Genomic DNA, 22,511 nt, shown 5'->3' on the forward strand with positions numbered 1-22,511 from the left:
AATGAATTTTCTTTATGTTTTTTTATATGTATTTTTGCGCCAAATACAAACAAAATGATTGATTTAGATTACCTAGCTTTTCTTGAAAATATATTAACAGACAACCGTAAAGAAAGGTTTTTAGAAGTACTAGGAAACCGTACTAAACATTTTACAGTAGCTGTAGAAGATGTTTTTCAGATGCATAACACAAGTGCGGTAATGCGAAGCTGTGAAGTTTTTGGAATTCAGGAACTGAATGTAATTGAACAACGTTTTGGCAAGAGAATCGATAAAGAAATTGCACTTGGAGCTCAAAAATGGGTAGATATCAATCGATTTGATTCTGTTTCTGGATGTCTTTCTGATTTAAAAAGCAAAGGATACCAAATCATTGCAACGACGCCACACGAAAAAGATTCGATGTTGGAAGATTTCGATATTTCAAAACCAAGTGCCTTATTTTTTGGAACAGAAAAAGAAGGTTTGTCACAAGAAATCATGGACAACGCCGATGGTTTCTTAAAAATACCAATGGTTGGTTTTACGGAGAGTTTGAATATTTCCGTTTCTGCCGCAATTGTTATTCAAAATTTGACCAACAGGCTTAGAAGATCTGATGTTAAATGGCAATTATCAGAAGAAGAAATTTTGGTAAAGCGCTTAGATTGGGCAAAAAATTCAATTCGAGACATTAAAAGAATCGAAGCAAGATATTATCAAGATAATCCGAGATAGTTTTTTTTTAAGTTTCTAAGGTACTAAGATTCTAAGATGCTAAGTTTTTTCAAACACTGTTTCATAAAAAAAAACTCAGCAAGACACACTTCAATGTGTTTAGCTGAGTTTTTTTTCAAGAAACTAAGCCTCAAAAAACTTAGCATCTTAGAATCTTAGAATCTTAGTAACTTAGTAACTTAGCACCTTTTTCAAACTATCTTCCAAAAGTATCATAATTATCTGTGGCGTATTTTTCAAAGCCCCTTAATAATTCGATATTTTGTTTTTCAGTTTCGGTTAATTGATTGTTGACATTTTCTGAAATAGGAACATACCACGGAACATAATCGAAAAATTGACGAATTGTGTTCGATTTGAAAGCATAACCATGTCGGGCAAAAATGGTATTTCTCAGGATTTCTAAGTCCAGTTTCTTTAAATTCTTTAATTGACTTTCTTTTAATTTGGTTGTTGAAGAATTGATCGTTAAGATAGCGCTTGATGCAGCTCTGAAAAGCTCAGAACTGGACTCATATTCCTCATCTTCATTTATCGAATCTTTTTCAATTTCATCCTGTGATTGTTCTTCCGTTTGCTCTTGTTCTTCCACTTTTTTAGGATTTACATAATCGACATAGATATCGTCTTCAGGAAGCATCAAATTCGGGTCATATTTAAATTCTTTTTTAGTAAGTGTAAATTTCCTTTTAGTTACTTCTCTTGTTGGATCATTGGCTGTCCAAGTTCCTACCAGTAAAGTATCTTTTTGAATTTCAAAATTGAAGACACCATCGTTTTTAGGATCTCCATATTCTTTAAGCGTAAAATAAAACGTATTCCCCGTTTTGGTCATTTGACCTTTTATAGTTTTGCTTTTTCCGTCAATAATTCTTTGTCCAGTAACTTCAGATTCCGTAATTTTTTTGAGTAAAATATTAATTCTCGTGTTTTCTTCAGTTATTGGTTTTGCAGTATCTCTTTCTTCGACGCTAAAAGTGCCAACAAAAGAACCATATAAATAAGTTCTAATTTCTTTGTTTTCAGCTAAAAGATGAGGTTTTTTAGTGTCTTTTTTTTCTTTAGAATTACATGAAAATAATAAAACGGCAACAAATAAATAAAGAAGGTTTTTCATTTTTTGAATTGGTTATAAAGATAATATTCAGCGATTAATAAATTAGGAACCCAGCCAAGCCAGGCTATTATTTGATAAACATCCATTGGTGAAGGCTGAAACAAATATGCAAGAATAACCTTCCAAAAACGTAAAGTTATCGCTGAAAATGTTAATGCAAAACTTCGAAGCATAAAAGCTTTGTGAAGTTTAATGTTATTGTTTTTAATGGTTAAAAAACCTTTCAGCGTAAAGTAAAACCATAAGATTGATAAGGTCACAAAAGATATTTTGGAATAAAAACCACCATTAGCAAAAACGCCAATAAACAACCCCGAAGGGGCACTTAAAAGGAGAATAGTGAAAACATATAATTTCCCGATGTTTCGATGAATAACCGGACGATTTTTTAATAAACTCGAATTGAATTGCGTAAATCCGGCAAGCAAAACAAAAATCGCGGAATATACATGCGCGTAAAAGAAAAATATGTAAGATGGGATTTCTGAAACCTCAGTTTGTTTTATTTGAAGAAAAGCAACATCATCCTTAAACGGAATATATTGCCAAGTAATTTGAATCATCAATATGAAAAAATAACTAAAGCACAATGTCATTAAGAATGGGAACGAAAGCTTTAAGTACTTTTTCAATTTTATTTTCAAGAGGTTATGTAATAATCAAATTTAGAAAAAGATTCTAAGAAAATAAAACTTAGCGTCTTAGAATCTTAGAACCTTAGTATCTTTTCAACTATTTTTTAAGAAAAAGAATAAAACCTAAAACACTCACAATTAAGATTGAAAGCGCGGCCAAAACAGTTGCTAAATCCCGAATGTTTTTTCCAGCCCAATCCATAAATAAAAATTTATGTAAAATGGCAAAAGAATAACCTTCTATTTTATCTGAATTATTGACAACTGCTGCTAATCTTGATGTTGAGGTTTCAATAAAATAAGTTGTTTTTTCGGGTGTGTCATACGCCAATTTTACAACCGGAAGCCTTTTGTTTACAAAACCATATTCTCTACTGTCAAAATCGGTTAAAACTTTGGATTCAAGCAATTTTATATTTTCGAATGAGGGCTGAGAATCATCTTCTGATGTATCGATCATTTCGCAACACGAAGCTTTTGGTGCTCCATCGGTAAAGTAATAGGCTAGAAATTCGGCATATTCTAAATCTAAATTTGGTGCAATTTTATTTGTTGCGGCATTGATGTAAATAACTTCAGATTTTGGATCTTCTTTTTTATTCCATTTCGAATCTGATTTTGGCATTTTGAATCTTTTCGTATCTTTTTCAAGCAATTGGCATCTGTAATACGTAGAGTCGTTCAGTGTAATTAAACTGATGTTTTGAAAACGGTTCCAATCTAAATTTAGATTGTTATTTGCGCCAGGGATTTCTTTGGTTATAAAAGTGGGTTCATAAACCATTTGTGACAATGTGTAAGGCGCCCATTTTGTAGTCGCGTGATAAGCACCGCTGAAAGCAAAAGTCAAAGTGAAAAGTGAAATCCAAATTCCAATTTGACGATGGTATTTTCGTAAACCTTTTTTTGGAGTTAGACTATCTGTTTTTTTGAATTGTTTCCAAAGCAAACCATAAATTAAAATCCCGCTCAAGGCAGAAAATCCAATAATTGACAACAAAAAAATCATCGTAATAATTCGAACACTGTTGTTGCTGATAGCATCAATAAACGACCAATTATGAAAAATGTCGAAAAACCAGATAAAAAATTGTCGCGATGTTGGATTATAAGTTGCCAATTTGCTTGACGAAGTTTCTACATATACCTGCATGGCATCTGGGCGGTCAAAGCTTACTTTATAAACCGGCAAATAACGATTTACATATTTGTATTGCGATGTGAATTCTGTTAAAATTTCACTGTTTTTTACAGCGCTTTTTTGGTCATCTAAAAAATAACGCGAAAGCCATTCGGCGTATTTTTGATCTCCGTTTTCTAATTTTTTGGCCGTTGAAGCATCATAATACCAAAGTTGGCCAAGAATTGTTTTTACCTGATAATAGGTTTTATTATTAAAAGATACAATTCTGAAGTTTTTGAATTGCGATATTTCATCTTTCAATAAAACTTCTTGAATAGAGTAATGCAACTGGTTTTTGTCGATAATTGATTGTTCGATTTTGTCATGTGCAATTTCTGGCTTAAAAAAATGCGCCATAAATGGATGCATCAAACCAGAAAAAGTCCAGAAGATCACCGGAACAATTGTAATCAACCCAATAACACGATGCCATTTGTACATGTGCTGTTTGATTTTTTTAATGAATTTAGAATCTTTCTTTTTATAAGTTTTTTTACTCATAATTATTTTTTTAATGAAAAATTATATTGAATTCCGAACACAAAAGTTCTTGGCGCTGCAGCTGTATAAGTAGGCTGGGCATTGGCAACATTTGTTCTTGAGACATTATATGCATATAGTTTATCGGTAAGATTTAGTACGTTTCCGTAAACCTCAATTTTTCTCCATTGATAACCAATTCTGGCATTGAAAATATTGTAGCCGTCATATTTTACGGTATTAATCTGATCTTGATAATAACTGCCTACAAGTTGCCATTCTAACGAAGTTCTCAAATTTGGAAGCCAATTTGGATAATAACTCACTTCTGAATTTCCTGACCATTTTGGTGCTGACGGCATTTCTTTTCCGTTTAAATCCTGAATCGGATCTGATGGTTTGTCCGAAAGTTTAAAGTCAATATAAGTGTGTTGTGCATAAGTACCGCCAAGACGAATATTGAATTGTCTTGAAGGTTTGTATGAAGCGCCAAACTCAATTCCTTTATGACGTGTTTCCCCAGCAGAACGATAATCAGTTGAATTGTCTGGAAGTTTGATGTTCAGCAACTCATTTTTACCTTCCATATAATAGAAAGCATAATCAAAGTTTAATTTGTTTTGGAAGAAAGAAAGCCATCCGCCAACTTCATAATTGTCGAAATCTGCAGGTTTTAAGTTGTAATAAAATTCGGCAGGAATACCTGTAGTACCGCCAGTTCCCGGTTTAGCTCTAAAAATTGAGGTAATTCCCGGAGGCGCAAAACCTTGTGAATAATTGCCATAAAAACCAGCAAACTCAAACGGATTGTAATTGGCTCCAGCCTTAAAAGTAAATTTGTCATATATTTTGCTTCCTGTCGAAAGATCAATGGCATTGTCATAATTCACTTTCATGTTGTCATAACGTCCACCAACTGTAACAACTAATTTTTCGATTGGGTTAAAACTGATTTGTGCATATCCTGCTGTGTTGAAAATATCAGCCGTATAATCTGAAAGTTTAGAATCTGGATGTTCGGCAATGATTTCATACGAATTTACGGTTTGTTTTCCCGGATCTCCTGGATTTAAGTTCGCTTTTAAATCAATTACGTACGACCAATATGTTACTGGCGAATAATCATATAAAGCTCCTGCAACAATTTTAGTATTTAAGAAATCGAACTTTTGAGTGTGCTGTCCGATTGCGCCATAACTTTTAAAGTTGTTCGAATTTACTTCGCCTTTGGCTGTAGTCGGATTTACGGTAGGACTCCATTTGATGCCGTATGAAGGATTTTGTCCCAATTTATTGTCACGCAAATATGCTGTAATGTAACTGCTCGAATTTTCGTTCCAATCGTGCTCAAGTGTTAAACGAGTTCGCAAAGCATCCGATTTTCTATAAGTAAAATCAGAAGTGCTTTTGTAAGTTCTGTTGTTGAAGTCGTCTTCATTGACAGTGCCGCTCATGTCTGAATAATACTTTCCGTACATGGTATTGCTGATCAAACGGGTAGAAGGTGAAATGTTGTAATCAATTCTCGCATTCAGATTATCTTTATTGTAATCAGAATACGTCATCCAGCCATTTTCCTGTAAGCTTGAAATTCCAGCAATATGAAAACCAACTTTTCCAATTGTGGCGCCGCCTGCCGCCTGAAATCTTCGATAGCCATAATTGTCCGCTTGGATTCCAAACTTAAATTCAGGATCAACAGGAGGTTTTATTGAAATTAAATTAATAGTCCCACCAACAGCTTCAGGCCCGTATAAAGAAGAAACCGGACCTTTAACAACTTCAATACTTTGTAGATTATATTGGTTTATTTCTAATAATGCATTGTGATTGAAGATTCCCATCGGACGAATTGGCAATCCATCTTCCAAATATAAATAATAGGCATTCGTAGTCATAGGCTGGCGAATAGACATCATATGTTGTTCGTTGCCTAAATTTACCATCAAGACGCCAGGAGTTTTGTTTATGATTTCGTAAACCGCTGTAGCCTTGCTTTCGTTGATCGTTTTTGCTGTTAATTTGCTGATTGCAACTGGAGTTTCTTTTCTTAAAGTTGCGGTGCGATTAGCGGTTACAAAAACATTTTCAAGTTCGTGCGATTTTGTTGTGTCTTGCTCTGTTTTGTTTTGCGCAATAACACATTGCCCTATGATCAATAGGGTAAAGTATATTTTTTTCATTTTGAATTATATAAATTAAAGCTGTAAGCCATAGGCTTTAGGCCATAGGCTAAACTGTAAGTCTTAAATTTTGACTTTTAAAATTTATATAAAATAGGATGGAGGGTGAAAAATTGAATTTGCGATTGCAATAGGTTTTTTTTCGAATGAAGCATAGATTTTTGCTTTTGATTCGATAACCCCTGTAAATTTGAAGTTATTTAAAATGGAAGATTGAATGTAAACTACTTCTGCTTTTTCTTTCAGATTGTTTTGCATTCTTTTTTCGTTGTCTGCGTATTTTTTTAAGCTTTTTTGAAGTTCACAACGACCGTTACAAGTATTAAAAACCAGTTTGCGCTGTACACAGATTGTTTTTGAAATTTCTTCCTGATTTAACTTAAATGAGGTATAAACAAAGAAACTGCCAAAAGAAGGAACTAATAGCATGCAAGAAAGAAATATGACGAAAAGTCTTTTCAAAGTGTGTTTCGTTGTTTTCGAAGGCAAAAATACATTATAAATATTATTTACAAGAATGATTTTTGTCATTTAATGTTAAAAAACAATAACACGAGATTTTTAGATATGAAAAACCCGACAGGTTTTTAAAACCTGTCGGGTTTGCTATATAATTATAATTTGAAATATAATTTATTATTTAACTAAAACCCAAGCTCCAGAAGCTAAAAGTGTTTCTGCTTTTTTGAATTTCATTTCTTCAGTTTTGCCTGTTGCAACTTCCTGAACTGTTACAGTATCATTTCTGTTGATTTTTGGCATGTCTCTTACAATCGTTTCAGTAACTTGACGTTGCTGTGTTTCCCCAGCTTCGCGATTGATGCTTTCGCTGTTTGGAATTTCGTCTTTGCTCAACTGCAAGTTTTCTTGTTGACGAACTTCTCTAGCTTCGTGAATTTCAGGAGCGTTTTGAGCAGGTAAATCACCTTTGAACAAGAATGAAATAACCTCTTTGTTAACGTTATCCAACATTCCTCTAAACAAGTTGAAAGCTTCTAATTTGTAGATAAGCAATGGATCTTTTTGCTCGTGAACAGCCAATTGAACAGATTGTTTCAATTCGTCCATTTTGCGTAAGTGTTTTTTCCAAGCTTCATCAACAATTGACAATGTGATGTTTTTCTCGAAATCAGCGATTAATTGAGCACCTTGGCTTTCGTATGCTTTTTTCAAATCAGTAACTACATTCAAAGTTTTGATTCCATCTGTAAAAGGAACTACAATTCTTTCGAAATGATTATTTGGTTCTTCAAAAACTCCTTTAATAATTGGGAAAGCTTCTCTTGCGCTTCTTTCTGTTTTTTCTGTATAGAAAGCTAAAGCTTCTTTATATACTTTTCCTGTAACTTCAATATCTGATAATTTTGCAAAATCAGCTTCAGAAATTGGAGATGTGATTCCGAAATAACGAATTAAATCAAACTCGTATCCTTTGAAATCATTTGTTACTTTATTGTTGCTTACGATTAATTCGCAAGTATCATAAAGCATGTTAGCAATATCCAGTTTCAAACGCTCTCCGAACAATGCGTGACGACGACGTTTGTAAACTACTTCACGTTGCGAGTTCATTACGTCATCATATTCTAATAAACGTTTACGAACACCAAAGTTGTTTTCTTCTACTTTTTTCTGAGCACGCTCGATAGATTTAGTCATCATAGAATGCTGAATAACTTCACCTTCTTTCAATCCCATTCTATCCATTACTTTCGCCACTCTTTCAGAACCGAACAAACGCATTAAGTTGTCTTCAAGAGAAACGTAGAACTGAGAACTTCCTGGATCTCCCTGACGACCAGAACGACCACGCAACTGTCTGTCTACACGACGAGAATCATGACGTTCTGTACCAACGATTGCTAAACCTCCCGCAGCTTTAACTTCTGGAGATAATTTGATATCGGTACCACGACCAGCCATGTTTGTTGCAATAGTTACAACCCCAGCTTTACCAGCTTCTTCAACGATTTGCGCCTCTTGCTTGTGCATTTTAGCGTTCAATACGTTGTGTTGGATTCCTCTCATTTTAAGCATACGGCTTAATAATTCTGAAATCTCTACAGAAGTTGTTCCAATCAATACTGGTCTTCCAGCGTTTGATAATTCAGTTACATCTTCGATTACTGCGTTGAATTTCTCACGAGTTGTTTTGTAGATGTAATCTTCTTTGTCAATTCTTGCAATTCCTTTATTTGTTGGAATTTCAACAACATCCAATTTGTAAATCTGCCATAATTCGCCAGCTTCTGTAACAGCAGTACCAGTCATACCGCCTAATTTGCTGTACATTCTGAAATAGTTCTGTAATGTTACAGTCGCAAAAGTTTGCGTTGCTGCTTCGATTTTTACGTTTTCTTTTGCTTCGATCGCTTGGTGAAGACCGTCAGAATAACGACGTCCATCCATGATACGACCTGTTTGTTCATCGACAATTAAAATTTTGTTGTCCATGATAACATACTCAACATCTTTTTCAAATAAAGCATATGCTTTTAAAAGTTGCGTTAAAGTATGAATACGCTCGCTTTTTACTCCAAAATCTTGAAATAATCTTTCTTTAGCTTCAGCTTCAGCGTCTTTGTCTAATTTTTGTTTTTCAATCGCAGCGATTTCTGTTCCGATGTCCGGTAAAACGAAGAAATCTGCATCAGTATCTCCAGAAAGGTATTTAATACCATTATCCGTTAATTCTACTTGATTGTTTTTTTCTTCAATCACAAAGTATAAAGCCTCATCAACTTTATGCATTTCGCGATTGTTGTCTTGCATGTATTGATTTTCAGTTTTTTGAAGCAATTGTTTAATTCCTTCTTCACTCAAAAATTTAATTAATGCTTTATTTTTAGGTAAACTTCTGTAAGCTCTCAATAATTGGAAACCTCCATCTTTAGTATTACCTTCTTTGATTAATTTTTTAGCTTCAGCTAAGAAACCATTCGCTAACTGACGCTGTTGAGCAACTAAGTTTTCGATTTTTGGTTTCAATTCGTTGAATTCGTGACGATCTCCCTGAGGAACTGGTCCAGAAATAATAAGTGGCGTTCTAGCATCATCAATTAATACAGAGTCAACCTCGTCGACAATTGCAAAATTGTGTTTTCTTTGAACTAAATCGCTAGGAGAGTGTGCCATGTTATCTCTTAAGTAATCGAAACCAAATTCGTTATTAGTTCCGTAAGTGATATCAGCGTCGTATGCTTTTTTTCTTTGTTCTGTACTTGGCTGGTGATTGTCAATACAGTCAACAGATAAACCGTGAAATTCAAATAAAGGTGCTTTCCATGTACTATCACGTTTTGCTAAGTAGTCATTCACCGTTACTAAGTGAACTCCATTTCCTGTCAAAGCGTTTAAGTAAAGTGGAAGAGTAGCAACCAAAGTTTTACCTTCTCCCGTTTGCATTTCGGCAACTTTACCTTCGTGCAATACCATACCACCAATCAACTGAACATCATAGTGAATCATGTCCCAAGTGATATCTTTTCCTGCAGCATTCCATTTGTTAGCCCAAATTGCTTTGTCACCTTCAATAGTGATATAAGGTTTTGCTGCTGAAAATTCGCGATCTTTTGGAGTTGCAGTAACTTCAATATGAGAGTTTTCTTTAAAACGACGAGCCGTTTCTTTAACTACAGAAAACGCTTCTGGAAGAATTTCCAATAAAGTTTTTTCAGAGATTTCATAAGCTTCTTTTTCAAGAGCATCTATTGCATCATAAATGTCTTCTCTTTTATCGATGTCTTCGATGTTTTCTACTTCAGCTTTTAGTGAAGCGATTTTAGCATCTTTATCAGCTCTAGCTTCTTTAATTCTGTCTTTAAAATAAACGGTTCTTTCTCTTAATTCGTCGTTTGACAGACTCATTAATGGAGCTTCGAATGTTTTGATTTTATTTAAATAAGGTTGTAAAGCTTTGACATCTTTTTGTGATTTATCACCTACAAAGACTTTAATAATACTGTTTATGAAACTCATGATTTATTGTATTTCTTTTATTATATAATATGTATTTGAACCAAAAAAAAAGTCTCTATGATGAGAGACTTTTTCATTTGGTTTATTTTTTTAATATTCATCCTCATTCCAAAGATAATCTTCGTCTGTTGGATAATCTGGCCAAATTTCTTCCATTGATTCATATATCTCGCCTTCATCTTCGATTGATTGAAGGTTTTCTACTACTTCTAATGGAGCACCAGCTCTAATAGCGTAGTCAATAAGTTCATCTTTGTTAGCAGGCCATGGCGCATCACTTAAATAAGATGCTAATTCTAATGTCCAATACATCTGTTATCTGTTTAGTTTGTGCAAAAATAAATTTTTTACTGAAAAAGACAAGTAAATTTTGATTTATTTTAATAAAATTTAAGAACGTCCCTATAATTGCAGATTTTAGATTGTTGATTTTAGATTTTTAGACCTGTTAAATCTAAAATCTTAACTCTAATCTAAAATTTTATTTCCTCGGAATCCATTTTACTTCCTCCGCTTTTAAGTCAAACGACAACTTCCGTGCCAAGACAAAAAGATAGTCAGAAAGTCGGTTTAAGTACTTGATTGCTATTTCCGGAACATGTTCATTATGGCTTAAATGAACTGCCAAACGCTCTGCTCTACGACAAATACAGCGTGCTATATGACAATGTGACACAGTTGGATGACCGCCTGGCAAGACAAAGTGAGTCATTGGCGGAAGGCTTTCTTCCATTGTATCTATTTCGTTTTCGAGCAATTCAATATCTGAATCAATAATTCCAAGATTTTCTAAGCGAAGTTTGCCATTTTTTAAAACTTCTTTTTCCTGTGGAGTTGCCAAAATGGCACCAACGGTAAAAAGACGATCCTGAATTTCGATTAAAATGGTTTTGTAATGAGGATTCATTTCCTGATCACGAATCAATCCTATATAAGAATTCAGTTCATCAACAGTTCCGTAACTGTCAATTCTGATATGATCTTTAGGAACGCGCGTGCCTCCAAAAAGCGCTGTTGTTCCTTTATCGCCTGTTTTTGTATATACTTTCATTTTTTTTAAGATGCTAAGGTTCTAAGGTGCTGAGATGCTAAGTTTTTTAGTTTTCTGTGAAACTGAGTTCATCATGCAGTTGAGTTAATTTTTCTTGAGCTTGATTGTTGAAGTTTCCATCTACTCCATCAACAAAATGAGCAGTTGATTGAAGTTGGTAACAGCTTAGACAAACTTGAGTTTGGCAAATTACCGCATTATTTTTAAAATATATAAATGCAAGTCTTGGTTCATAACAGCCCGCTATGTTTGGATTTTTATATGTTTTTTTATTTCCAATAATCGAATTTAATCTTAAAATCTGACTTTGATTAAGTTTTTTCCTTTGACTAATTGTATTTATATATTTTCCTTTTTCATTAATAGGATTAAAGAAATGTTCACCAGAGAAACCAATATAATTTACTCCGATCACAGAGTCACATTTTATATTTTCAGAATAGGATAGAGCGGGGTCTATTTTTAAGTTGACGATTTTATCGTTTAGCCAAAATATTTTTGTACTTGGTGTTTTTAGTGGTAATTCAGGATATTGATTTTCATTTTTTGACACATTTTTGCATGATGTCAAAACCAAAAACGCGAGTAAAAAATATTTTATGATTCGCATTTATTATTTAAATCTTATTAGTTTGAAATTCTTTGGAAGTATCACTTTCAATTAATCCGTCTCTCAAACGAATAACTCTGTGGGCATAAGCCGCAATATCTTCTTCGTGAGTTACCAGAATTACCGTATTTCCTTGAGCATGAATATCTCCAAAAAGTTTCATGATTTCTACAGAAGTTTTACTGTCTAAGTTTCCTGTTGGCTCATCGGCTAAGATTATTGAAGGTTTGTTGACCAATGCGCGAGCAACAGCAACACGTTGGCGTTGTCCTCCAGAAAGCTGATTCGGCTGGTGATCCATTCTGTCTGCAAGATTAACTTGTGCTAGTACTTCTGTAGCGCGAGCGATTCTTTCGGATTTTCCGTAACCAGCATAAATCATTGGCAACGCAACATTATCAAGAGCAGTTGTTCTTGGCAAAAGATTAAAAGTCTGGAAAACAAAACCAATTTCTTTGTTTCTGATTTCGGCTAATTCATCATCTCGCATTTGGCTGACATCTTTTTCATTCAAAATATATCGTCCAGAAGTTGGAGTATCTAAACAACCTAATAAATTCATCAATGTTGATTTTCCAGATCCCGAAGGCCCCATCAAAGCAACATATTCGCCTTTATTTATTTCGAGATCAATTCCTTTTAAAACATAAACAATTTCATTTCCAAGTGTAAAATTTCGTTTTATGTCGGTTATTTTAATTAATGGATTTGCCATTTTGGTTTATAATTTTGGATTTAAAAGTACAAAACACTTTTCAATAAAATGATAAGTAGTAGAGAATTGGATTTTGTTACAAAAGCCTTTTTATAAATTAAGGGCTAAAAAGAATATGTTTTTAAAGTGTAAACCTGTTATATCTTTTTGCATTGTTTTTATATAATCATCATTATTTGTTGTGTTTTATAGTTTTAAAACGTTTTTAGTTTTTAAAATGTGATAATAATGTAATTTTTTTTGAATTAAGTAGTGGTAAATTTGGTTATCTATTAATTAAATAATCAAGATTATGAAAAGTATAAAAATAGCGGCAGGAATTACATTACTAGTATTGGGGTTGGCATCTTGTAAAGATGAAAAACAAGAAAAAGCTCAAAAGACCATTGAATCGTATGTTGTGTATGTTGATTCAGTAAAAAATATCAAGTCAGATGAGTTGAAAGCAAACTGGGAAAGTGTAGATGCTGAGTATAACAGAAGAGCTGAAAATGCACAATTAGCTTTGGCCGATTTAAAAGATAATACTGCCGAAACAGCAAAAATAAATGCGAGCAAAGTCAAATATGAAGAATTTAAAAATGAAATGACTGTTGCTCTTGCACCGCCACCGGCTCCAAGTCCAAAACAGCAATTGCGAAATGCTTTGTTTGGAGAAGGAAGAATTGGAGATGATATGAGTTTTGCTTGGGTAAATGCTCAAAATATTCACAGTGTATATCAGCAATTTGTTCATACGGTTGAAGACAATAAAGACCGTTATTCTAGAGAAGATTGGGATGAAATTAAAGTATTGTATGAAGCGCTAGACAGCCGAAAAAATACAGTTGAAAAAGAAGGCTTGACAGCTGAAGACAATAGAAAAATTGCAGGTTTAAAAATTAAATTTGCGCCTATGTATAAAATAAACAGAATGGGAGCAAAAGCAGAAGAAAATAGAGATGCAAAAAAATAAATTTTAATTATTTTGAATTAGTAAAAAAGACGATCATTTCTGATCGTCTTTTTTTATGCTCGTATTATAAAATGTTCTTTTGGCTGTTCATATCTGAAGAAAACAAATCCCCATTGAAAAGTATCAATCGTGACTTTTACTTTTGGATGATTTTTTATAATCTCCCAAGCTTCTTCCATGTCTGGAGACCAATGAATATCATCGAAAATCCAAACCGAATCGTTGTTGATTGTTGGAAGTAAAAGTTCAAAATATTCTAAAGTTGCTTTTTTAGAGTGGTTTCCATCAAAATAGATTAAATCGTAAATTGAAGATTGAAGATTTTCTGAAATTAAAAAAGATTCAAATTCCGAAATTACACTTTCGACATTATTACAATCGAATTCATTCAATTGGTTTTGGGCGATATTTGCCGTATTTGGACAGCCTTCAATCGTAATTACTTTCCCTTTTGGATTTGCTAGAGCCAAAGCTGCAGTTGCTAATCCTAAAGAAGTTCCAATTTCAAGAACATTTTGTGGCTGAAAATAATTCGCAACACGGAAAAGTAATTCAGCGCGCTTTGAAGAAATTCCTGCTGTTTTGGCAATTTTAGAAATTTGTCTTCGATTTGATTTGAAAACTCTCGAGCCCGCACCAAAATCGGTTACTTCAATGAAGTTTTGATTTTCTAAATGCGATTTTCTATACTTTTCAAGTATGCTGTATTCTGGCTTTGGTTTTTTATCATAAAAACACTTTGTCAATAAATTAAAAACAAACGGAGAATGTACCGCATGTTCGTTTTTAGAATGCCACAGAAATTTTATATATGATTTGATCTGGAAAAGCACTTCGAAATTTTAGGGATAAATACTGAAATTAGTTTACTGAAATCAATTTTACATCAAAAATCAGGACTGAACCTGCAGGTATCGTACCAACGTTTTTGTCTTCATATGCTAGATGCGCCGGAATCAAAAGTACACCACTTCCGCCTTCTTTAAATAAAGGAATTCCTTCTGTCCATCCAGCAATAACTCTATTTAAAGGAAAAGTAGCTCCATTAACACTTTGGTCAAATACTTTTTCATTCGTCAAATAGCCTTTGTAAGCAACAGTAACCGAAGATGTTGCTGTTGGTTGTTTTCCAGTTCCTGGTTCAGTTATAATGTAGTACAATCCTGAATCTGATCTTTGGGCTGTTAAATTTTTCTTTGCTAAATAATCGGTAATTTGTTTTTCGTTTTCAGCTGAATAATCTTTTGGAGTTGTATTCAAATCTTTATCAGAGCTAGAGCATGAAATAAAAAGTGTTAATGTAAATAATGTGGCTAATAATTTTTTCATGTGGTATTTATTTTAAACTTCGTAAATATAGGAAAATTGCTTTTTTAGTCGCAGTCACAGTCACAGTTTTCAGTTTTATCCGCATCCAAACTTGTTAGGATTCTGGATCATATAATTTATTAATCGCCCAATTTCAAGACTTTTAGTGTTTAGTTTATCAAATGTTTCTTTTGTAATATATTGGCATTCTAATGAAAATTCGAGCCATGTACTTGTTTCTGAGTTTTCAGCGTCACTATCAGTTAATTTGCTTATAAAGTGATTAGTATATCTTCTTTTTCTGTATGATTCAGCAATATTTGCACTAACACTTCTTGAAGATCGGCGTATTTGATCAGTTAAGGAAAATCTTTCTTCTTTAGGGAACGTTTTTGACAATTCAAAAATTTCCATTGCAAGTTCAAATGACTTTTTATAAGCTAATAATTCTTTGAAATCCATTTTTTATTTTTCTACAAGAATAATAAAAAAAAGAAAGAAAAATCCCAAAATAAGTATAAAAACTGAAAACTGCCACTGAGACTGAAAACTTATGATCTATCCTTCCAATTTAGCAGAAAGTTCAAACCAACGCTCTTCTTTTGCATCGATTTTATTGATTATGTTTTGAAGTTCGTTTGCTTTTTTCTCGATATCGTCATCGGAAACTTTTCCGTCAGAGAATAATTGTTCTATTTTGGCTTTTTCAGCTTCAAGATCTTTAATTTCTCTTTCGATTTTTTGATATTCTTTTTGCTCGTTGAAGCTCAAATTTCCGGTTGGATTATTTTGTTTCCAATCTTTCTTTTCAGCTTTGTTTTCTTCTTTTTGAGCAACATCAGCACTGTCTTCATAAGCTCTGAAATCAGAATAGTTTCCTGGGAAATTTTCGATTTCGCCCTGACCTCTGAAAACAAATAGATGATCAACAATTTTATCCATGAAATATCGGTCGTGCGAAACTACTAAAAGGCATCCAGGGTAATCTAAAAGGAAGCTTTCTAAAACATTCAAAGTCACAATATCCAAATCGTTTGTTGGCTCATCCAGAATCAAAAAGTTTGGATTCTGGATCAAAACGGTACACAAATACAAGCGTTTTAATTCTCCACCACTTAATTTTTCGACATAATCGTATTGTTTTTTGGCATCAAAAAGAAAACGTTCTAACAATTGCGAAGCCGAAATAATTTTTCCTTTCGCAAGAGGAATATATTCTCCATATTCTTTTATAATATCGATAACACGTTGTCCCGGCTTTGGATTAATTCCTGATTGCGTGTAATAGCCCACTTTTATAGTGTCACCTTTCACAACGCGTCCGCTGTCTGGCGGAATTGTCCCTGTTAAAAGATTCAAGAAAGTCGATTTTCCAGTTCCGTTTTTACCAATAATCCCAATACGTTCTCCACGTTGAAAATCAAAACTGAAGTTGTCCAGAATAACGCGATCTTTGAATTTTTTAGAAAGTTTGTGAAGCTCAATAATTTTGCTTCCCATTCTTTCCATATTGATTTCAAGCTCAACTTTATTTTCTTTGCGTCGGCTTTGCGCTTTTTCTTTAATGATGTAAAAATCATCTTGACGTGACTTAGATTTGGTTGTTCTCGCTTTTGGTTGGCGGCGCATCCATTCTAATTCTTTTACAAATAAGTTTTTAGCTTTATCGATACTTGCATTTTCAGAAGTAATTCTTTCTTCTTTTTTCTGTAAGTAATAAGAGTAGTTTCCTTTGTATTGATATAATTTTCCATTATCAAGCTCAAGAATTTCATTACAGACGCGTTCCAAAAAGAAACGATCGTGCGTAACCATAAACAAAGTGATGTTTTCTTTAGCAAAATAACTTTCAAGCCATTCGATCATTTCAAGATCCAAATGATTGGTTGGCTCATCCAAAATCAATAAATCAGGACGATTGATTAAGATTATGGCTAGTGAAAGACGTTTTTTTTGTCCTCCAGAAAGGTTTTTAACTTTAAGTTTAAAATCTTCCAGTTTTAGTTTGAAGAGAATTTGTTTGTACTGTGTTTCAAAATCCCATGCATTATGCTGATCCATAGCATCGAAGGCTTTTTGGTACGCTTCTTCGTCAGAAGGATTTTCTAACGCCTTTTCGTATGCTTCAATGACCTTAAGTGTTTCGTTGTCTGAAGCGAAAATGCTTTCTTCAATTGTCAATTCATCTTGCAGATTATTATCTTGAGAAAGAAACGCCATTCTGATTCCTTTTCTTAAAACAACTTGTCCAGTATCGGGTTCGTCCAAACCATTAATGATACTCATGATAGTGGTTTTTCCAGAACCGTTTTTTGCTATAAAAGCAATTTTTTGATCTTTGTTGATTCCAAAAGAAATGTTGTCAAAAAGGACTCTTTCGCCAAATGACTTTGATATATTTTCTACAGATAAGTAATTCACAAGAATAAAATTTTTTGCAAAAGTAAACTATTATCTCCCGATTTGCGAATTATTTGTGAATGTAGGAATTCAGAATTGAGCTCAAATCAAAATAATGAATTTTCGCCGGAACATTAATGATTGGTTTGCGCGTCAATGTTTCATTTGTTAGGTAATAATGAAGTCCGTCTGTAGTCGCAATTCCTTCGATTTGATGAAAAGAAAGCTGAAGGTCAATTCGACGTTTGTTTCCCGAATCGAATTCATGGTTTTTGAAATCATATAGCAAATATAAAAAAGGTTTTCCGAGTTTGGAATAGCCACAAAGTACAACCAGTTTTTTGGATTCCAAATAAGTGGCACCAGTTACCAAGCCTTTGGTGTCAATTGTTTGTTTTAACTGTGCAATATGATTTCCAAGTTGATTAGGCAAAACATAAATGTTTGTTTTAGATGATTTCCATTGTTTGGTAAACAGGTAAATGCTGTCTTTGGTCGCAATAAAGGCTTCGCAATCAAAATTAGTTGTATTGGGTTTTTGTAGAGAAAAGTCAGTTTGATCAGAATATTTGAAAGAAATAGTCTCAATAGTAGGCTTGCCATTCAGAAAATCTGTTTTACTGATTTTTAAAATGTTTAAATCAACTCTGTTTCCAGAAAGGTTATTTCCAAAATCACCAATATAAACACTAGAGCTGTCTTGTGAAATCTCTTCCCAATCGTGATTGATGACTTTGTCGAGAATGATTTTTTTTTGGATTTTCCCTAGAGTGTCTAGTCCATAAATAGTTTTGTCATGATCGTCATTATGCGTCCAAAGTAAATCTCCAAAAGAAATTAATCCAGAAGTTTCTCCAATAGTGTCATTTAGCTTTACGGAATATTTAGGCTTTAGTTTTAAATTTTCGTAATGGCAACTGCCGTTATTTTCAACAGCATTTGGATCGTAATTTTTAGCTAGTAAATCAGTACAGCCAAATGATTGTGAATAAGCCGAATTAAATATTAAGAATAAAAAGAAAGCTAAATTTTTCATGTATAAACTTTTCTCTCAATGAGATAGGCAAAAGTAATTTTAAATATTGAGAATTTTATCGAAAATTACTCGATAAAAATATTTTTAGAGATACAATTTTTTAAAAATTAAGGTGTTATTCCTGAAGATGAAAATACGTTTAAGATGTATTAAATTAAGACATTTCTTTCTTTGTGTGTTTTAGTATTCATTTTAGAAATGTATTTTTGCAAAAATATTAGAGGGCTATTCTTACGGTTGTGTGTTTATGTTGTTGGTAAACAGTGCTTTGTGGTTAATAGTCGTTATTCTGACATCTTTTTTAAAGTATTATTTAATAAAAAAAACTTAAAATTTGTCAATATATTTGCCGCTAATGCAAATTTTTCTGCTTTCAAATTTTGGGAGTTGGAAGGGCGAAGCCGTGTGTTGAAAACAACAATAAAATTTCAAAAAAAACACTTAAAAAAAATATGAAAATAGGCATTACATTTAGTGCATTTGATTTGTTGCACGCTGGACATATCAAAATGCTAGAAGAAGCAAAACGTCAATGCGATTATTTGATCGTTGGTTTGCAAACAGATCCAACTTTAGATCGTCCAGAAAAAAACAGCCCAACTCAGACAGTAGTTGAACGTTATATACAACTAAAAGGGTGCAAATTTGTTGATGAAATCGTTCCTTATGCAACAGAGCAAGATTTAGATGATATATTACGCGCTTTTAAAATTGATGTTCGAATACTTGGCGATGAGTATAAGGATAAACAATTTTCTGGAAGAGCATATTGTGAGGAGAAAGGAATTGAATTGTATTTTAATACTAGAGATCACCGTTTTTCAAGTAGTGGATTGAGAAAAGAGGTTGCGGTAAAGGAACTTTCTAAAGTTAGCTAAGTTTTTAACTATTAAAGTTCTATTTTTATCATTTAAGATAATGGTTATATGTTTTGCATCATTATAAAACAAAATTATAATTAATAAAATTATCAAATTTTTAGTTTTAAAAAAAAACATGGGTTAATTCAAATATTATTGGATTGAAAGCGATTCTCTTAGAATGAATAAGTTAAATTTGTGTAAAATTATCAAAATAAAGTTGCTTATGAGAAAAAAAATACTTACCAGTAGTAAATGGCTATTGTTGTTAGCGCTATTATTCATTAATTGTACTGCGGATCCTGATGAACCCCAACTTCCTCAAAATGTAAACAAAAAAGACAAAATAACTGTAGTTATTATAGGATCTTCGATTGCAAGTGGTCAGGGAGCTAGTGATTATTCAAATTCGTGGGCAGGTCTTTTAAAAGCAGCTACAAAAGATAGTATTATTAACAATGCTAAAGGCGGATATACTACTTTTCATTTTTTGCCTGAGACCATTTCTAATAATTTGGGTATCGAGACGGATGTTAAGCGAAATATTACGACAAGTTTGAAATTAAATCCCGATATGATTATTTTCTCCATTACAACAAATGATATTGCAAATGGTTTTACAGCCAATCAATATATTGCTAATATGAAAACAATGACTGATTTGTGTGAACTAAATCACGTTTCTTTTTTAGTTGGTTCAACAACCCCGAGATTGCTTGACGAAAAAAAATCTCAAGGCTTAATTGAGGTTAATAACCAATTGAAAAGCATATATAAAGATAAATTTGTAGATTACTATCATGATCTTGTTAATTCAGGATCTCCTACCCTTAAAAGCATTTACGATTCAGGTGATAATACACATCCTAATAATGCAGGCCATGGAGTTATTTATAATGCTTTTTATCCGGTTTATTTAAAAACGAAGAAAAATATATAGAATAATTAATTAAAAATTCTATGATGTCTTAATTATATGAAATAATTAACATCAAATTAAATTGTAATAAGCAGCGCTCTTTATGGCTATTTTAAAAAAAATCTGGAACAAAAGGTCTATATTAAGATCTTTACCTTATACTATTTATTTCAACTTTCATTATTTGCCTTTAAAACAAGCTTGGAAACTACCAATATTATTATATAAGCCAGAGCTTTTGGATATGAAGGGCAAGGTTATTTTAGATTTTCCAAATATCAAAACTGGTATAGTTAAAATGGGTTTTCGCTCAGTGTCTTTATATCCAAATGGTGGTATTATGTGGGAAAATCATGGAGGCACTGTCATATTTAAAGGAAAATGTGAAATAGGAAATGCTTCTGCTATTTCAGTAGGTGACACTGGGAATGTTGAATTTGGGGATAATTATTTAAGTACGACAAGTGTGAAAATTGTTTCTTACTGTTCAATTAAATTCGGAAAAAATGTACGTGTTGCGTGGGAGGCTCTTATCATGGATACTTCATTTCATAAGCTAAAAGCAATGGATGGCACCAAAAAAGGAGAGACATTAGCTCCTATTGTAATTGGGGATAATAACTGGATTCCAATTCGATGTACAATTTTAAAAGGAACAAAAACACCTGACTATTGTATTTTCGGAGCAGGTTCTTTATTAAATAAGGACTATACTGATCATCCTACTCATAGTCTGTTGGCAGGTAATCCGCCAACAGTTAAGGTGACAAATATATGGCGTGATGTTAATGATGATAGCATGGTTTAAAATTAAAATCTAATAATTTTAAGGACGCTATTTTAACACAATATTTTCGTATTTTAATGGGGATAAAAAAAAATTTTGCATATAATGCTATTCTTACAGGAGCTAATTTTATTTTTCCAATACTGGTTTTTCCATATGTATCTCGAGTACTAGGAGTTTCTAATGTGGGATTATTTAACTTTATCGATAATATAATAAATTATTTTATACTTTTCTCAATGTTAGGTATTAGTGCTACTGGCATTAGAGAAATAGCAAAAAATAAAAATAACATTGATGAACTTCGAAACACGTTTTCAAGTATTTTTTTATTAAATGCAATTTGTACTGCCATTGTTTTAGTGGTTTTAGTATTGGCAGTTGTTTTTGTTCCAAAATTGCATCAAAATTGGGATTTAATGTTTTTAGGCGGAGTTAAATTAATCTTTAATTTGTTTCTGGTAGAATGGTTCTTCAAGGGAATGGAGAATTTTAAATATATTACGATAAGATCCGTAATTGTAAAATTTATTTTTGTGCTATCTGTTTTCATCTTTGTGAAGAATCAATCGGATGTCAAAATCTATTATGGTTTAATGGTTTGCACAGTGGCATTAAATGCAATTTTTAATTTTGTATATCTTAGGAAATTTACATCGTTTAGTTTCAAAAATATATCTTTTTCTCCTTTTATTAAATCCTTTTTTACGATAGGGGTATATATGATTTTAACGTCAATGTATACTTCGTTTAATATTGCCTATTTAGGTTTTATTTCGGGAGATATTGAGGTCGGTTATTATACGACTGCTACCAAGTTATATGGAATTTTATTGTCTGTATTTTCGGCTTTAACAACGGTTATGTTGCCTAGAATGAGTGCCCTCGTTGCAGAAGGGGATATTGATGAAGTTAAAAGATTGACCTCAAAGTCATATGACGCCTTAATTGCTTTTTGTCTTCCATTAATTATTATATCCACGGTATTTGCACGTGAAATTATTATGTTAATAGCAGGACCGGGATATGAAGGAGCCATATTGCCAATGCGCATCATTATGCCTTTAATGTTGATAATTGGAATGGAAGAGATAATGGTCCTTCAATTATTAATGCCTTTAAAAAAAGATAAAGTGATATTAATCAATTCTATTATTGGTGCAAGTGTAGGCTTAATATTAAACGTTTTTTTGGTGCCTACTTTTAAAAGTCTTGGTTCTTCAATAGTGTGGATCTGTTCAGAGATAAGTGTATTATTAGTTGCTCAATATTTTGTGAAAAAGTTTTTAAATATTCAATTTCCTAGCAAAAAAGTTTTCAAAAATATCGTTTATGCACTTCCAATATTAGTGTTAAACCTGTATTTTCAAACTTTTAAAATTTCAGAAATATTTATGCTAATTATAGCTTGTAGTGTAACTTTTGTTTATTTTGCATGCATTCAGATTTTTATAATTAAAAATGAATTGTTGGTTGTTTATTGTAAAAAACTCAAATTTTTGCCAAAATCTCATTCCATATAGATAAAAGGAGTTGTGGACAAGCTTTTTAATTAACAATCAATTTGAAAACGGCGT

General features: G+C 32.6%; 21 protein-coding genes. 6 read left to right on the forward strand and 15 right to left on the reverse strand.

The window, feature by feature from the left end:
• The first annotated feature begins 54 nt into the window (after positions 1-54).
• The gene (locus EYY60_RS12490; protein ID WP_132989655.1) at positions 55-717 is read left to right on the forward strand and encodes a TrmH family RNA methyltransferase; all 663 of its coding nucleotides are present in this window, start codon (positions 55-57) and stop codon (positions 715-717) included.
• A gap of 196 nt (positions 718-913) precedes the next feature.
• Here the strand turns inward: EYY60_RS12490 and EYY60_RS12495 are convergent, their stop codons facing one another.
• From EYY60_RS12495 to EYY60_RS12540, 10 genes are all read right to left on the reverse strand, one after another.
• Positions 914-1,834: a YARHG domain-containing protein gene (locus EYY60_RS12495; RefSeq protein WP_132989656.1), complete on the reverse strand. Its 921-nt coding sequence runs from the start codon at positions 1,832-1,834 to the stop codon at positions 914-916.
• Positions 1,831-2,466 carry a DUF2306 domain-containing protein gene (locus tag EYY60_RS12500; protein ID WP_235832325.1) on the reverse strand — a complete coding sequence of 212 codons (636 nt, stop codon included), beginning with the start codon at positions 2,464-2,466 and terminating at the stop codon, positions 1,831-1,833. Before EYY60_RS12500 ends, EYY60_RS12495 begins: the two co-directional genes overlap by 4 nt.
• A 100-nt stretch (positions 2,467-2,566) precedes the next feature.
• Positions 2,567-4,153, reverse strand: coding sequence for a PepSY-associated TM helix domain-containing protein (locus EYY60_RS12505; protein WP_132989657.1), 1,587 nt, complete (start codon positions 4,151-4,153; stop codon positions 2,567-2,569).
• Between the two features lie 2 nt (positions 4,154-4,155).
• On the reverse strand, positions 4,156-6,315 hold the full coding sequence (locus EYY60_RS12510; protein WP_132989658.1) for a TonB-dependent receptor: 2,160 nt from the start codon (positions 6,313-6,315) through the stop codon (positions 4,156-4,158).
• Positions 6,316-6,399: 84 nt separating this feature from the next.
• A complete protein-coding gene (locus EYY60_RS12515) occupies positions 6,400-6,846 on the reverse strand; it encodes a hypothetical protein (RefSeq protein ID WP_235832326.1) in 447 nt (148 codons plus the stop codon).
• A gap of 105 nt (positions 6,847-6,951) precedes the next feature.
• Positions 6,952-10,293, reverse strand: coding sequence for a preprotein translocase subunit SecA (secA, locus tag EYY60_RS12520; RefSeq protein ID WP_132989659.1), 3,342 nt, complete (start codon positions 10,291-10,293; stop codon positions 6,952-6,954).
• Between the two features lie 90 nt (positions 10,294-10,383).
• A complete protein-coding gene (locus EYY60_RS12525) occupies positions 10,384-10,605 on the reverse strand; it encodes a DUF2795 domain-containing protein (RefSeq protein ID WP_007138072.1) in 222 nt (73 codons plus the stop codon).
• 169 nt (positions 10,606-10,774) lie between these two features.
• Positions 10,775-11,344, reverse strand: a complete 570-nt coding sequence (locus tag EYY60_RS12530; RefSeq protein WP_132989660.1) for a cob(I)yrinic acid a,c-diamide adenosyltransferase — start codon at positions 11,342-11,344, stop codon at positions 10,775-10,777.
• A gap of 46 nt (positions 11,345-11,390) precedes the next feature.
• Positions 11,391-11,897: a hypothetical protein gene (locus EYY60_RS12535; protein ID WP_132989661.1), complete on the reverse strand. Its 507-nt coding sequence runs from the start codon at positions 11,895-11,897 to the stop codon at positions 11,391-11,393.
• Positions 11,898-11,961: 64 nt separating this feature from the next.
• Positions 11,962-12,669 (reverse strand): ABC transporter ATP-binding protein, encoded by a 708-nt coding sequence (locus tag EYY60_RS12540; protein ID WP_132989662.1) that lies wholly within the window; start codon positions 12,667-12,669, stop codon positions 11,962-11,964.
• A gap of 292 nt (positions 12,670-12,961) precedes the next feature.
• Between EYY60_RS12540 and EYY60_RS12545 the strand changes: the two genes are divergently transcribed.
• Positions 12,962-13,624, forward strand: coding sequence for a DUF6565 domain-containing protein (locus tag EYY60_RS12545; RefSeq protein WP_132989663.1), 663 nt, complete (start codon positions 12,962-12,964; stop codon positions 13,622-13,624).
• 53 nt (positions 13,625-13,677) lie between these two features.
• On the opposite strand, the gene EYY60_RS12550 is transcribed toward EYY60_RS12545, so the two are convergent.
• From EYY60_RS12550 to EYY60_RS12570, 5 genes are all read right to left on the reverse strand, one after another.
• Positions 13,678-14,457 carry an O-methyltransferase gene (locus tag EYY60_RS12550; RefSeq protein WP_132989664.1) on the reverse strand — a complete coding sequence of 260 codons (780 nt, stop codon included), beginning with the start codon at positions 14,455-14,457 and terminating at the stop codon, positions 13,678-13,680.
• A gap of 28 nt (positions 14,458-14,485) precedes the next feature.
• On the reverse strand, positions 14,486-14,953 hold the full coding sequence (locus tag EYY60_RS12555) for an FKBP-type peptidyl-prolyl cis-trans isomerase (protein ID WP_132989665.1): 468 nt from the start codon (positions 14,951-14,953) through the stop codon (positions 14,486-14,488).
• Positions 14,954-15,028: 75 nt separating this feature from the next.
• Positions 15,029-15,394 (reverse strand): four helix bundle protein, encoded by a 366-nt coding sequence (locus EYY60_RS12560; protein WP_132989666.1) that lies wholly within the window; start codon positions 15,392-15,394, stop codon positions 15,029-15,031.
• A 96-nt stretch (positions 15,395-15,490) separates the two neighbouring features.
• On the reverse strand, positions 15,491-17,353 hold the full coding sequence (locus EYY60_RS12565) for an ABC-F family ATP-binding cassette domain-containing protein (RefSeq protein ID WP_132989667.1): 1,863 nt from the start codon (positions 17,351-17,353) through the stop codon (positions 15,491-15,493).
• A gap of 49 nt (positions 17,354-17,402) precedes the next feature.
• On the reverse strand, positions 17,403-18,368 hold the full coding sequence (locus EYY60_RS12570; protein WP_132989668.1) for a T9SS C-terminal target domain-containing protein: 966 nt from the start codon (positions 18,366-18,368) through the stop codon (positions 17,403-17,405).
• Between the two features lie 452 nt (positions 18,369-18,820).
• On the opposite strand from EYY60_RS12570, the gene EYY60_RS12575 reads away from it, so the two are divergent.
• The 4 genes from EYY60_RS12575 (at position 18,821) to EYY60_RS12590 (ending at position 22,457) form a co-directional block, all read left to right on the forward strand.
• Entirely contained in the window at positions 18,821-19,246 is a 426-nt protein-coding gene (locus EYY60_RS12575) for an adenylyltransferase/cytidyltransferase family protein (protein ID WP_132989669.1), read from the forward strand.
• 208 nt (positions 19,247-19,454) lie between these two features.
• Positions 19,455-20,168 (forward strand): SGNH/GDSL hydrolase family protein, encoded by a 714-nt coding sequence (locus EYY60_RS12580; RefSeq protein WP_162847882.1) that lies wholly within the window; start codon positions 19,455-19,457, stop codon positions 20,166-20,168.
• 82 nt (positions 20,169-20,250) lie between these two features.
• Positions 20,251-20,955 carry an LbetaH domain-containing protein gene (locus EYY60_RS12585; RefSeq protein ID WP_132989671.1) on the forward strand — a complete coding sequence of 235 codons (705 nt, stop codon included), beginning with the start codon at positions 20,251-20,253 and terminating at the stop codon, positions 20,953-20,955.
• Positions 20,956-21,011: 56 nt separating this feature from the next.
• The gene (locus tag EYY60_RS12590; protein WP_132989672.1) at positions 21,012-22,457 is read left to right on the forward strand and encodes a flippase; all 1,446 of its coding nucleotides are present in this window, start codon (positions 21,012-21,014) and stop codon (positions 22,455-22,457) included.
• The last annotated feature ends 54 nt before the right edge of the window (positions 22,458-22,511 follow it).

Source organism: Flavobacterium zhairuonense (assembly GCF_004352915.1).
GTDB classification, from domain to species: domain Bacteria; phylum Bacteroidota; class Bacteroidia; order Flavobacteriales; family Flavobacteriaceae; genus Flavobacterium; species Flavobacterium zhairuonense.